This window comes from Streptomyces sp. NPDC059989, from assembly GCF_042736975.1.
Taxonomy (GTDB): domain Bacteria; phylum Actinomycetota; class Actinomycetes; order Streptomycetales; family Streptomycetaceae; genus Streptomyces.
In genome coordinates, this window is sequence record NZ_JBHWUO010000031.1 from 23,346 (window position 1) to 35,645 (window position 12,300).

The window sequence follows — 12,300 nt, forward strand, 5'->3', positions numbered from 1 at the left end:
ATCGAACCCGGCGCCGCGGCCCCTCCCGCAGCGCGCGAAAACGGCGGCGGCCGCGCCTCCCCGGAGGAAAGCGCGGCCGCCGCCGTACGGACGCGAGGGGCCGTCAGGCACCCATGGCGTGCAGGCCGCCGTCCACGTGGACGATCTCGCCGGTCGTCTTCGGGAACCAGTCGGACAGCAGGGCCACGACGCCCTTGCCCGTCGGCTCCGGGTCGCTCATGTCCCAGTCCAGCATGGAGCGGGAGTTCCACACCTCGGCCAGCTCGCCGAAGCCCGGGATGGACTTCGCGGCCATGGAGCCGATCGGACCGGCCGAGATCAGGTTGCAGCGGATGTTCTCCTTGCCCAGGTCGCGGGCGAGGTAGCGGCTGGTGGCCTCCAGCGCGGCCTTGGCCGGGCCCATCCAGTCGTACTGCGGCCAGGCGAACTGCGCGTCGAAGGTGAGGCCGACGACGGCCGCGCCCTCCGCCGGGAACAGCGGCTTGCAGGCCATGGTCAGCGACTTCAGCGAGAACGCCGAGACGTGCATGGCGGTCGCGACCGACTCGAACGGGGTGTTCAGGAAGTTGCCGCCGAGGGCGTCCTGCGGGGCGAAGCCGATGGAGTGCACGACGCCGTCGAGGCCGCCCAGCTCCTCGCGGACGAGGCCCTCCAGGCGGGCCAGGTGCTCGTCGTTGGTGACGTCGAGCTCGATCACCTTGACCGGCTTGGGCAGCTTCTTGGCGATGCGCTCGGTCAGCGACGGACGGGGCCACGCGGTCAGGATGACCTCGGCGCCCTGCTCCTGGGCCAGCCTGGCGGTGTGGAACGCGATGGAGGACTCCATCAGCACACCGGTGATGAGGATGCGCTTGCCCTCGAGAATTCCGCTCATGGTGATCAGTGACCCATGCCCAATCCGCCGTCAACGGGAATGACGGCTCCGGTGATGTACGCGGCGTCGTCGGACGCCAGGAAGCTCACGGCTGCCGCGATCTCCTCGGGCTGCGCGTAACGGCCGAGCGGCACCTGGCCCACGATGCCGGCGCGCTGCTCGTCGGTGAGCACCTTAGTCATGTCCGTGTCGACGAACCCGGGGGCGACCACGTTGAAGGTGATGTTGCGGGAGCCCAGCTCGCGGGCGAGGGAGCGGGCGAAGCCGACCAGCGCGGCCTTGGAGGCGGCGTAGTTGGCCTGGCCGGCCGAGCCCAGCAGGCCGACGACCGAGGAGATCAGGACGACGCGGCCCTTCTTGGCGCGGAGCATGCCGCGGTTCGCGCGCTTGACCACGCGGAAGGTGCCGGTGAGGTTGGTGTCGACGACCGACGCGAAGTCCTCCTCGGACATGCGCATCAGCAGCGTGTCCTTGGTGATGCCGGCGTTGGCCACCAGCACCTCGACCGCGCCGTGCGCGTCCTCGATCTGCTTGTAGGCCTGCTCCACCTGCTCGGAGTCCGTGATGTCGCAGCGGACCGCCAGGACGCCGAGCGCCGTGAGCTCCGCGGGCGGCTCACCCGACCGGTACGTGATCGCGACCTTGTCGCCGGCCTCCGCGAAGGCTCGGGCGATGGCGAGGCCGATGCCCCGGTTACCTCCGGTGACGAGAACCGAGCGGCTCAACGGATCACCCTTTCGCTAGCGGTCTGAATACCGAAAACCTATAGGTCGCACCGCTCGTACGGAGAATCGACCTCCGACAGGGCCTTGCGACGGGCTCTGTCGAGTCCCTACAGAAAGATGTAGGCACAAGGGCCGCGATCGCGACATGATCGGAGCGACCGGCCCCGACCCCGGGAGGACTTCCGTGCCCCATTCCATCGACGCGGCCTTCACCGCGCTGCCCTTGCGGGCGCTCGCCGACGCGGCGCTCGCCCGGGCGCGTGCGCTGGGCGCCGACCATGCCGACTTCCGGCTGGAGCGGATCCGCAGCGCCTCCTGGCGGCTGCGCGACGCCAAGCCCTCCGGAGGGTCCGACACCACCGACCTCGGGTACGCGGTCCGGGTGGTGCACGGGGGCAGCTGGGGGTTCGCCTCCGGTGTGGACCTGACCATGGACGCCGCCGCCCGGGTGGCCTCGCAGGCCGTGGCCATGGCGAAGCTGTCGGCCCAGGTGATCAAGGCGGCCGGTTCCGACGAGCGGGTGGAGCTGGCCGAGGAGCCGGTGCACGCGGACCGCACCTGGATCTCCGCCTACGACGTGAACCCCTTCGAGGTGCCGGACGCGGAGAAGGCGGCGCTGCTCGCCGACTGGAGCTCGCGGCTACTGGCGGCCGACGCCGTCACGCACGTGGACGCCTCGCTGCTCGCCGTGCACGAGAACAAGTTCTACGCCGACACCGCGGGCACATCCACCACGCAGCAGCGGGTGCGGATCCACCCGCAGCTCACGGCGGTCGCGGTGAACGAGACCACCGGCGAGTTCGACTCGATGCGCACCATCGCCCCGCCCGCCGGGCGCGGCTGGGAGTACCTGACCGGCACCGGCTGGGACTGGAACTCCGAGCTGGAGCAGATCCCCGACCTGCTCGACGAGAAGATGCGGGCGCCGAGCGTGCAGGCGGGGCGCTACGACCTGGTGGTCGACCCGTCCAACCTGTGGCTGACCATCCACGAGTCCATCGGCCACGCCACCGAGCTGGACCGGGCGCTGGGCTACGAGGCGGCGTACGCGGGGACCTCCTTCGCCACCTTCGACCAGCTGGGCAAGCTCAGGTACGGCTCCCCGATCATGAACGTGACGGGCGACCGCACCGCCGAGCACGGGCTGGCCACGATCGGCTTCGACGACGAGGGCGTCGAGGCGCAGAGCTGGGACCTGGTCAAGGACGGCACCCTGGTCGGCTACCAGCTGGACCGGCGGATCGCGAAGCTGACCGGCCTCGGGCGCTCCAACGGCTGCGCCTACGCCGACTCCCCCGGGCACGTGCCGGTGCAGCGCATGGCGAACGTGTCGCTCCAACCGGATCCGGGCGGCCTGTCCACCGAGGACCTGATCGGCGGGGTGGAGCGCGGGATCTACGTGGTCGGCGACCGCTCCTGGTCGATCGACATGCAGCGCTACAACTTCCAGTTCACCGGGCAGCGGTTCTTCCGGATCGAGAACGGCCGGCTGGCCGGGCAGCTGCGCGATGTCGCGTACCAGGCCACGACCACCGACTTCTGGGGCTCGATGGAGAAGGTCGGCGGTCCGCAGACCTACGTCCTGGGCGGCGCCTTCAACTGCGGGAAGGCCCAGCCGGGCCAGGTCGCGGCGGTCTCGCACGGCTGCCCGTCCGCTCTGTTCCGCGACGTGAACATCTTGAACACCACGCAGGAGGCCGGACGCTGATGTCGATGATTCGCACGAAGCCCCACGAGATCGTCGAGCGGGCGCTGGAGCTGTCCACCGCGGACGGCTGTGTCGTCATCGCCGACGAGGAGTCGACGGCCAATCTGCGCTGGGCGGGCAACGCGCTGACGACGAACGGCGTCACCCGCGGCCGGACCCTGACCGTGATCGCGACGGTCGACGGCAAGGAGGGGACGGCCTCGGGGGTCGTCTCGCGCTCCGCCGTCACCGCCGAGGACCTGGAGCCGCTGGTGCGGGCCGCCGAGGCGGCCGCGCGCGGGGCGGGACCGGCCGAGGACGCCCAGCCGCTGGTGACCGGGACCCCGGCTTCGCCGGACTTCACCGACGCCCCGGCCGAGACCTCCTCCGCGGTGTTCGCGGACTTCGCCCCGGCGCTCGGCGAGGCCTTCGCCCGGGCCCGCGCGGGCGGCCGGGAGCTGTACGGCTTCGCCAACCACGAGCTGGTGTCCACGTACGTCGGCACCTCGACGGGCCTGCGGCTGCGCCACGACCAGCCCAAGGGCACCCTGGAGCTCAACGCCAAGAGCCCCGACATGCAGCGCTCGGCCTGGGCCGGCCGCGCCACCCGGGACTTCAAGGACGTGGACCCGACCGTGCTGGACGCGGAGCTCGCCGTCCGCCTGGGCTGGGCGCAGCGGCGGATCGAGCTGCCCGCCGGGCGGTACGAGACGCTGCTGCCGCCGACGGCCGTGGCCGACCTGCTGATCTACCAGATGTGGTCGGCGGCGGCGCGGGACGCGGTGGAGGGCCGCACGGTCTTCTCCAAGCCCGGCGGCGGCACCCGGCTCGGCGAGAAGCTGTCCGAGCTGCCGCTGACCCTGCGCAGCGACCCGAACGCGCCGGGCCTGGAGTCCGCGCCGTTCGTCGTCGCGCACAGCTCCGGCGACGACGCCTCGGTGTTCGACAACGGCCTGCCGGTCCCGGCGACCGAGTGGATCAGCGGCGGCGAGCTGGCCCGGCTGACCACGACCCGGCACACCGCGGGGCTGACCGGCCTGCCGCTCTCCCCCGCCTTCGGGAACCTGATCCTGGACGGGGGCGGCGACAAGTCGCTGGAGGAGATGGTGGCGGCGACCGAGCGGGGTCTGCTGCTGACCTGCCTCTGGTACATCCGCGAGGTCGACCCGGCCACCCTGCTGCTCACGGGCCTGACCCGGGACGGCGTGTACCTGGTGGAGAACGGGCAGGTCACGGGGCAGGTCAACAACTTCCGGTTCAACGAGTCCCCGGTGGACCTGCTGTCGCGGGCCACCGAGGCCGGCCGGACCGAGAAGACCCTGCCGCGCGAGTGGGGAGACTGGTTCACCAGGGCCGCGATGCCGGCTCTCCGTATCCCGGACTTCAACATGAGTTCGGTCAGCAAGGGCGTCTGACCCACCTAGACTGACCTTGGCAATTTCAGACATTCAAAGGAGTCGAGAGACCGTGACGGACATCGTCGACGAACTGAAGTGGCGCGGGCTGTTCGCCCAGTCCACCGACGAAGAAGCGCTGCGCAAGGCGTTCGCGGACGGTCCGGTCACGTTCTATTGCGGCTTCGACCCGACGGCCGCCTCGCTGCACGTGGGGCACCTGGTCCAGGTGCTCACCGTGCGCCGGCTCCAGATGGCCGGGAACCGGCCGCTGGCGCTGGTCGGCGGGGCCACCGGGCAGATCGGCGACCCGCGGCCGACCGCGGAGCGGACCCTGCACGACCCGGAGACCATCGCGAACTGGGTGACGCGGCTGCGCACCCAGATCGAGCCGTTCCTGTCCTTCGAGGGCGAGAACGCGGCGGTCATGGTGAACAACCTGGACTGGACGGCGGGCATGTCCGCCATCGAGTTCCTCCGGGACATCGGCAAGCACTTCCGCGTCAACAAGATGCTGACGAAGGACTCGGTCGCCAAGCGGCTCGACTCCGACCAGGGCATCAGCTACACCGAGTTCAGCTACCAGATCCTGCAGGGCATGGACTTCCTGGAGCTGTACCGGCGCCACGGCTGCGTGCTCCAGCAGGGCGGCTCCGACCAGTGGGGCAACCTGACGGCCGGTCTCGACCTGATCCACCGTCTGGAGCCGGGCGCGGTCGTGCACGCGCTGGCGACCCCGCTGATGGTCAAGGCGGACGGCACCAAGTTCGGCAAGTCCGAGAGCGGCGCCGTCTGGCTCGACCCGGAGATGACCACCCCGTACGCGTTCTACCAGTTCTGGCTGAACGTAGACGACCGGGACATCTCCACCTACATGCGGATCCTGTCCTTCCGGAGCCGTGAGGAGCTGGAGGAGCTGGAGGCGCAGACCGCCGAGCGGCCGCAGGCGCGCGCCGCCCAGCGGGCGCTGGCGGAGGAGCTGACGACGCTGGTGCACGGGGCCGACCAGTGCGCCGCCGTGATCGCCGCGTCGAAGGCGCTGTTCGGTCAGGGCGAGCTGGCGGACCTGGACGAGGCCACGCTGGCCGCGGCCCTGTCCGAGCTGCCGCACGCCCAGGTGGCGGAGCCCGGCCTGGTGGTGGACCTGCTCGCGGAGACCGGGCTGGTCGCGAGCAAGTCGGCCGGCCGCCGGACCGTGAAGGAGGGCGGGGCCTACGTGAACAACGTGAAGGTCACCGCCGAGGACGCGGTCCCCGCCAAGGAGGACCTGCTGCACGGGCGCTGGCTGGTGCTGCGCCGGGGCAAGAAGAACCTGGCCGCGGTCGAGGTCACGGGCGCCTGACGCACCGTAGGACGCACGGCACACGGCGAAGGGGCCGGCCGGACACCATTGTCCGGCCGGCCCCTCCGTCGTGCCCCCGCGCCGGGGGCCGCTAGGTCATCTGCTTCCTGCCGCCGCGGATCGCTCCGTAGGCCATGTCGCCGACACCGACGACCAGGACGGCTCCGGCAAGCTGCAGCAAGTGCCGGATCCAGTCGATGCCCTTGGTGTCCTCGACGCCGATCCACCGCGAGACGGCGTTGCCGAGGAGCGCTCCGGCGATGCCGAAGAGGGTGGTCAGCCACAGGGGCTGGTGCTGCTTGCCCGGCAGGATGGCCCGGGCTATCAGGCCCAGCACGAAACCGACGATGATCGCCCACAACCATTGCATGTCGAGCCTCCTCGTGGCGCGTTGTGCGCATGTGGGCCCAGTCTCGACCCGTAGGGCGTACGACGCATTTCGGACAGCTCCATTCGGGGGCACCCCCTCTCCTCGCGGGCGGGGCGGCGGCGTACCGTGGAAGGGGTCCGGGCCGGGGAGTGTCCGGCGGCTGATCGGGTGGTGGAGCGTGGAGCGGACGAAGCGGCAGAAGCGGAACGGGGCCGAGGTCTTCCGGATCACCGGGGCGCGGATGGGTCTCGCCGAGGACGTACGGGGCCGCCAGCGCCGCTACGTGGTGTCCATGGTCATCAGGACCCTGTCGGTCATCGCGACCGTGGTCTTGTGGAACGTGCAGCGCGAGGTGGCGATCGTGACGCTGGTCGCCGGCGCCCTGCTCCCCTACGTCGCCGTGGTCATCGCGAACGCGGGGCGCGAGTCGGCCCCTTCGCTGCCCTCGCACTTCATCCCGGCTCCCGTACGGCCGGCGCTGGACGCGGGAAACCTCAGGAAGAGCTCAGATCAATCATGAAGTTCCGGTGCACCGCACCGGGTCCTGCGTGACATACTGCCTACGCGCTCCGCATCCCCCGTCGGAGCGACGGACCGACGCCGGGCAGCTCCCCCCGTGGCTGCTCGGCGTCGCCTTTCCGTTCTAGGGTTGAGGCGTGACTTCCTCTGACTTCCCCGGCAACTCCCCCGGCCCTGAGACCGAAACCCCCAGCTGCTCCGCCAAGGGCTGCCGTGACGCGGCCGTCTGGGTCCTGGCGTGGAACAACCCGAAGCTGCACACGCCGGAGCGGCGCAAGACGTGGCTGGCGTGCGAGGAGCACCGCGAACACCTCTCCCAGTTCCTGGGGGTCCGCGGTTTCCTCAAGGACGTCGTGAAGCTCGACGAGTGGGTGCAGCCGGAGGGCTCGGAGCGCTAGCCCCGGCGCCCGGCTTCGGCGCTAGCCGCCGATCGCCGACATCGGGCGGTCGGGCTGGAGGAAGGACGGGTCGTCGAGGCCGGATCCGGCCTTCTTCCCCCACATCGCCAGCTTCCACAGCCGGGCGATCTCCTCGTCCGGGGCGCCCGAGCGCAGGGCTGCGCGCAGGTCCGACTCCTCGGTGGCGAACAGGCACGTACGGACCTGGCCGTCGGCCGTGAGCCGCGTACGGTCGCAGGCGCCGCAGAACGGGCGGGTGACCGAGGCGATGACTCCGACGGTGGCCGGGCCGCCGTCGACCACCCAGCGCTCGGCCGGGGCGGAGCCGCGCTCCTCGGCACCCTCCTCGGTGAGCGTGAAGCGGGTGCGCAGCGACTGGAGGATGTCGCCGGCGGTGATCATGCCCTCGCGCTTCCAGCCGTGCTGGGCGTCGAGCGGCATCTGCTCGATGAAGCGGAGCTCGTACTCGTTCTCCACGGCCCAGGCCAGCAGGTCGGGGGCCTCGTCGTCGTTCAGCCCCGGCATCAGCACGGCGTTGACCTTGACGGGGGTGAGGCCGGCCTCGCGGGCCGCGGCCATGCCGTCGATGACGTCCTTGTGCCGGTCACGGCGGGTGAGGGTCTTGAAGACCTCGGGCCGCAGGGTGTCCAGGGAGACGTTCACCCGGTCCAGGCCGGCGGCCTTCAGGGCCTGCGCGGTGCGCTTGAGGCCTATGCCGTTGGTGGTCAGGGACATCTTGGGGCGGGGCTCCAGGGCCGCGCACTGCTCGACGATCCCGACCAGGCCGGGGCGGAGCAGCGGCTCGCCGCCGGTGAAGCGGACCTCGGTGATCCCGAGCTGGGTGACCGCGATGCGGATCAGCCGGACGATCTCGTCGTCACTCAGCAGGTCGGACTTCCCGAGCCACTGCAGTCCCTCCTCGGGCATGCAGTACGTACAGCGCAGATTGCACCGGTCGGTGAGCGAGACGCGCAGGTCAGTGGCCACGCGGCCGTAGGTGTCGAGAAGCACTGTGGGCCCCCTCCCCTGTCCGGATGTAGAGGTACGCGCGAGGTTGGATCTACTTCACGCGTTCTATTTCGAGACTACGCGACGCGCATGTCCAGGAGAGGTGCCCGAATGAACGATACGTAACGTGGCCGCGTCGTAGGGACCTACGACGCGGCCACGCTGGGTGTTCGGAGGATCTCAGTGAGCGCCTGTTCCGGTGAGGGAGCGGACTTCCAGCTCGGCGAACTTCTCGGGGTCGGCCTTCTCCTTGGACAGGACCGTTCCCAGCCACCCGAGGAGGAAGCCGAGGGGGATGGAGATGATGCCCGGGTTCTCCAGCGGGAACCAGTAGAAGTCGGCGTCCTTGAACATCGAGGTGGGCTTGCCGGAGACCACCGGCGAGAAGAGCACCAGGCCGACCGCCGAGATCAGGCCGCCGTAGATGGACCACAGCGCGCCCTGGGTGGTGAAGCGCTTCCAGAAGAGGCTGTAGAGGATCGTCGGCAGGTTGGCGGAGGCGGCGACCGCGAAGGCGAGCGCGACGAGGCCGGCCACGTTCAGGTCGCGGGCCAGCGCCCCGAGCCCGATGGCGACGGCGCCGATGACCACGGTCGACCAGCGGGCCGCGCGGACCTCCTCCTGCTCGGTGGCCTTGCCCCTGCGGATGACGTTGACGTAGAGGTCGTGCGCGAAGGACGAGGAGGAGGCCAGGGTCAGGCCCGCGACCACCGCCAGGATGGTGGCGAAGGCGACCGCGGAGATCACGGCGAGCAGGATCGCGCCGCCGGTGGAGCCCGCGCCGCCGCCGATCTCCTGGGCGAGCAGCGGGGCCGCGGTGTTGCCGGCCTTGTTGGAGGCCAGGATGTCGGCCCGCTTGAGCAGGGCGGCGGCGCCGAAGCCGAGGGCGATCGTCATCAGGTAGAAGGCGCCGATGATGCCGATGGCCCAGTTCACGGACTTGCGGGCGGCCTTGGCGGTGGGGACGGTGTAGAAGCGGATCAGGATGTGCGGCAGGCCGGCGGTGCCCAGGACCAGGGCGAGGCCCAGCGAGATGAAGTCGAGCTTGGTGATCCCGTCCTTGCCGTACTTCAGCCCCGGCTCCAGGAACTTGACGCCCTGTCCGCTGTTCTCGGCGGCCTTGCCCAGCAGGTCGGAGACATTGAAGTTGAACTCCAGCAGCACCAGGAAGGTGATCAGCAGCGCGCCCGCGATCAGCAGGACGGCCTTGATCATCTGGACCCAGGTGGTGCCCTTCATGCCGCCGATGGTCACGTAGACGATCATCAGGACGCCGACCAGCGCGACGACGGCGACCTTGCCGCCGTCGCTCGTGATGCCCAGGAGCAGCGAGACGAGCACGCCGGCGCCGGCCATCTGGGCAAGCAGGTAGAAGATCGAGACGACGATGGTGGAGGTGCCGGCGGCGGTACGGACCGGCCGCTGGCGCATCCGGTACGCGAGGACGTCGCCCATCGTGTAACGGCCGGAGTTGCGCAGCGGCTCGGCGACGAGCAGCAGGGCGACCAGCCAGGCGACGAGGAAGCCGATGGAGTAGAGGAAGCCGTCGTAGCCGAAGAGGGCGATGGCGCCGGCGATGCCGAGGAAGGACGCGGCGGACATGTAGTCGCCGGAGATCGCCAGGCCGTTCTGGAAGCCGGTGAACTGGCGGCCGCCGGCGTAGAAGTCGGCGGCGTCCTTGGTCTGGCGGCCGGCCCAGATCGTGATGATCAGGGTGGCCACGACGAACAGCCCGAACAGGGTGATGATCAGCGGACGGTGTTCGGTGGCGCCGGCGGCGACCGTCGTCAGCGGGAGCGCGGCGCTCATTCTCCGGCCTCCATGCGCTTCTTGATGGCAGCCGCCTTGGGGTCGAGCTTGGCGGCGGCGTGCCGGGAGTACAGCCAGGCGATCAGGAAGGTCGTCGCGAACTGGGCGAGGCCGAGGACGAGTGCGACGTTGATGTTGCCGAAGAGCTTCGTCCCCATGAAGCCGCCCGCGTAGTTGGACAGCAGGACGTAGAGCAGGTACCAGGCGATGAAGGCCACGGTGAGCGGGAAGGCGAAGGAGCGGTAGGAGCTTCGCAGTTCGGCGAACTCCGCGCTCTGCTGGACGTGTCCGAACTCTTCGGCCGTGGGGCGCGCCAACGGCGTTCCCGCGCTGCCCGGCGGCGGCGCTGCTTCGGTGGTCACGGGGGACTCTCCTTGTGACGCGGGTGCGGTGGGGACGACGGACAAAACAACCTCCGTGTGGGGGGACGGTGGTGCTGATCCCCCCTGTCAACGGCACGGCCGGCGTGTCGGGACGGTTCAACACCCACTGTTTCTTCGGAAACTGATTTCTCGAACTGATGGCGTAGAGGGGAACAGCGGCGCTAGGTTCCCTTGTCATGAACCCGTCCGCCGTGACCGCGACCGGACGGCTTTTTCAAGGATGATCTGGAGAACCCATGGCTCATCTGGGATCCGGCCGCCGGCGTGCTCTCGCCGTTCCGGTCGGCCTGGTGCTCACCGCCTCGCTCGCCTTCCTGCCCTCGGTAGCGGCCTCCGCCGCGCCGCTCGGCAACACGGCGGACTCGGCGACGGCCTCGAAGGCCGACACCACCGGCCCCAAGCTGTCCTACGTGGCGAACCTGACCGCGTACGGCACGGTGAAGCAGGCGAAGAAGGCCATCGAGCGCGCCGGTGGAACGGTGGTGACGTCCTATGAGCAGATCGGGGTCGTCGTCGCACATTCCCAGAACCCGGACTTCGCCAAGCAGCTGCGGACGCAGCGCGGCCTCTTCGTGTCGGTGGGCGCCACCCGTACGGCCCCCCTCCAGACGGTGCAGACCACCGAGGAGGGCTCGACGCAGCAGCTGAGCGCGGCGGACGCCGCCAAGGCGGCGGCAGTAGCCCAGGAGGGTCAGGAGCCGCTGGAGCCCAACCAGTGGGACCTGCGGACGATCAAGGCCGATCAGGCGCACAAGATCAACGATGGCAGCCGGAACGTCACGGTGGGCGTCATCGACACGGGTATCGACGACACCCACCCGGATCTCGCCGCGAACTTCTCCAAGGAGCAGTCGGCCAACTGCGTCGGCGGCGTCGCGGACACCAGCGAGGGCGCCTGGCGCCCGTACGCGGACGGCAGCGACCACGGCACGCACGTGGCCGGCACCATCGCGGCCCCGCGCAACGGCGTGGGCGTCAGCGGTGTCGCGCCCGGCGTGAAGGTCGCCGCGATCAAGGTGAGCGAGCCCGGCACCAGCCTCTTCTTCACCGAGGCGGTCGTCTGCGGCTTCATGTTCGCCGCCGAGAAGGGGATCGAGGTGACCAACAACAGCTACTACGTCGACCCCTGGCTCTACAACTGCAAGACGGACGACGACCAGAAGGCGCTGGTGGAGGCCATCGGGCGGGCCAGCAAGTACGCCGAGCGCAAGGGCGTGCTCAACGTGGCCTCGGCGGGCAACTCCGACCACGACCTGGCCGGCGACTCCATCCTGGACAACACCAGCCCGGACGACACCACCACGCCGGTGCCGCGCACCATCGACCCGAAGGTCTGCCTGGACCTGCCCACCCAGCTCCCGGGTGTGGTCACGGTCTCGGCGACCGGCGACAAGGGCCTCCGGTCGTACTACTCCAGCTACGGCCTCGGGGTCGTGGACGTCGCCGCTCCCGGTGGCGACAAGTGGCAGATCCCGGCCACGCCGGACGCCAACGGCCGCGTGCTGTCGACCGTGCCGGGCGGGCTCTACGGCTACAAGCAGGGCACCTCGATGGCCGCCCCGCACGTCGCGGGCGTCGCGGCCCTGATCAAGAGCGCGCACCCGGGGGCGACCCCGTCGCAGATCCAGGCGATGCTCAAGGGCCAGGCCACGAAGACGGCCTGCCCGGCCCAGATATACGACAGCACGGGCACGCTGATCAACGCGACCACCTGCGCCGCCAAGTGGGGCCAGACGGGCTACTACGGCTACGGCGTGATCGACGCGCTGAAGGCCGTCAGGTAGTCGACGG

12 protein-coding genes are annotated in these 12,300 nt (G+C 70.1%); 6 read left to right on the forward strand and 6 right to left on the reverse strand.

Going from position 1 to position 12,300, the window contains the following annotated elements; all coding sequences use genetic code 11:
• Nucleotides 1–103: 103 nt before the first annotated feature.
• Nucleotides 104–874 carry an enoyl-ACP reductase FabI gene (gene fabI, locus ACFWBN_RS25695; RefSeq protein WP_385179409.1) on the reverse strand — a complete coding sequence of 257 codons (771 nt, stop codon included), beginning with the start codon at nucleotides 872–874 and terminating at the stop codon, nucleotides 104–106.
• Nucleotides 875–879: 5 nt separating this feature from the next.
• Nucleotides 880–1,599 (reverse strand): 3-oxoacyl-[acyl-carrier-protein] reductase, encoded by a 720-nt coding sequence (fabG, locus tag ACFWBN_RS25700; protein WP_385179410.1) that lies wholly within the window; start codon nucleotides 1,597–1,599, stop codon nucleotides 880–882.
• A 145-nt stretch (nucleotides 1,600–1,744) separates the two neighbouring features.
• On the opposite strand from fabG, the gene ACFWBN_RS25705 reads away from it, so the two are divergent.
• The 3 genes from ACFWBN_RS25705 to tyrS are packed head-to-tail and all read left to right on the forward strand — an operon-like array spanning nucleotide 1,745 to nucleotide 6,022.
• On the forward strand, nucleotides 1,745–3,307 hold the full coding sequence (locus ACFWBN_RS25705; protein WP_385179412.1) for a TldD/PmbA family protein: 1,563 nt from the start codon (nucleotides 1,745–1,747) through the stop codon (nucleotides 3,305–3,307).
• Nucleotides 3,307–4,701, forward strand: coding sequence for a metallopeptidase TldD-related protein (locus ACFWBN_RS25710; protein WP_385179414.1), 1,395 nt, complete (start codon nucleotides 3,307–3,309; stop codon nucleotides 4,699–4,701). Before ACFWBN_RS25705 ends, ACFWBN_RS25710 begins: the two co-directional genes overlap by 1 nt.
• A 52-nt stretch (nucleotides 4,702–4,753) precedes the next feature.
• Nucleotides 4,754–6,022: a tyrosine--tRNA ligase gene (tyrS, locus tag ACFWBN_RS25715; protein WP_385179416.1), complete on the forward strand. Its 1,269-nt coding sequence runs from the start codon at nucleotides 4,754–4,756 to the stop codon at nucleotides 6,020–6,022.
• Between the two features lie 91 nt (nucleotides 6,023–6,113).
• Here tyrS and ACFWBN_RS25720 read toward each other — a convergent pair whose 3' ends face one another.
• A complete protein-coding gene (locus ACFWBN_RS25720; protein ID WP_385179418.1) occupies nucleotides 6,114–6,392 on the reverse strand; it encodes a GlsB/YeaQ/YmgE family stress response membrane protein in 279 nt (92 codons plus the stop codon).
• A 241-nt stretch (nucleotides 6,393–6,633) separates the two neighbouring features.
• Between ACFWBN_RS25720 and ACFWBN_RS25725 the strand changes: the two genes are divergently transcribed.
• Together ACFWBN_RS25725 and ACFWBN_RS25730 are read left to right on the forward strand one after the other, a co-directional pair.
• A complete protein-coding gene (locus tag ACFWBN_RS25725; protein ID WP_385179531.1) occupies nucleotides 6,634–6,912 on the forward strand; it encodes a DUF3099 domain-containing protein in 279 nt (92 codons plus the stop codon).
• Nucleotides 6,913–7,048: 136 nt separating this feature from the next.
• The gene (locus ACFWBN_RS25730; RefSeq protein ID WP_385179420.1) at nucleotides 7,049–7,309 is read left to right on the forward strand and encodes a hypothetical protein; all 261 of its coding nucleotides are present in this window, start codon (nucleotides 7,049–7,051) and stop codon (nucleotides 7,307–7,309) included.
• Nucleotides 7,310–7,330: 21 nt separating this feature from the next.
• Here the strand turns inward: ACFWBN_RS25730 and moaA are convergent, their stop codons facing one another.
• The 3 genes from moaA to ACFWBN_RS25745 all read right to left on the reverse strand — a co-directional run bounded on the left by moaA (nucleotide 7,331) and on the right by ACFWBN_RS25745 (nucleotide 10,488).
• On the reverse strand, nucleotides 7,331–8,320 hold the full coding sequence (moaA, locus tag ACFWBN_RS25735) for a GTP 3',8-cyclase MoaA (RefSeq protein WP_385179422.1): 990 nt from the start codon (nucleotides 8,318–8,320) through the stop codon (nucleotides 7,331–7,333).
• 177 nt (nucleotides 8,321–8,497) lie between these two features.
• The gene (locus ACFWBN_RS25740) at nucleotides 8,498–10,126 is read right to left on the reverse strand and encodes a cation acetate symporter (protein ID WP_385179424.1); all 1,629 of its coding nucleotides are present in this window, start codon (nucleotides 10,124–10,126) and stop codon (nucleotides 8,498–8,500) included.
• Complete coding sequence (locus tag ACFWBN_RS25745; protein WP_385179425.1) at nucleotides 10,123–10,488, reverse strand: DUF485 domain-containing protein; 366 nt, start codon at nucleotides 10,486–10,488, stop codon at nucleotides 10,123–10,125. The genes ACFWBN_RS25740 and ACFWBN_RS25745 overlap by 4 nt, the downstream gene beginning before the upstream one ends.
• 257 nt (nucleotides 10,489–10,745) lie before the next feature.
• On the opposite strand from ACFWBN_RS25745, the gene ACFWBN_RS25750 reads away from it, so the two are divergent.
• On the forward strand, nucleotides 10,746–12,293 hold the full coding sequence (locus ACFWBN_RS25750; protein ID WP_385179427.1) for a S8 family serine peptidase: 1,548 nt from the start codon (nucleotides 10,746–10,748) through the stop codon (nucleotides 12,291–12,293).
• Nucleotides 12,294–12,300 lie beyond the last annotated feature (7 nt).

Coding starts and splice junctions, on each gene's coding strand:
- fabI (WP_385179409.1), bottom strand. CDS start 874: ATGAGCGGAATTCTCGAGGGCAAGCGCATCCTCATCACCGGTGTGCTG.
- ACFWBN_RS25705 (WP_385179412.1), top strand. CDS start 1,745: ATGATCGGAGCGACCGGCCCCGACCCCGGGAGGACTTCCGTGCCCCAT.
- ACFWBN_RS25710 (WP_385179414.1), top strand. CDS start 3,307: ATGTCGATGATTCGCACGAAGCCCCACGAGATCGTCGAGCGGGCGCTG.
- ACFWBN_RS25720 (WP_385179418.1), bottom strand. CDS start 6,392: ATGCAATGGTTGTGGGCGATCATCGTCGGTTTCGTGCTGGGCCTGATA.
- ACFWBN_RS25725 (WP_385179531.1), top strand. CDS start 6,634: ATGGGTCTCGCCGAGGACGTACGGGGCCGCCAGCGCCGCTACGTGGTG.
- ACFWBN_RS25740 (WP_385179424.1), bottom strand. CDS start 10,126: ATGAGCGCCGCGCTCCCGCTGACGACGGTCGCCGCCGGCGCCACCGAA.
- ACFWBN_RS25750 (WP_385179427.1), top strand. CDS start 10,746: ATGGCTCATCTGGGATCCGGCCGCCGGCGTGCTCTCGCCGTTCCGGTC.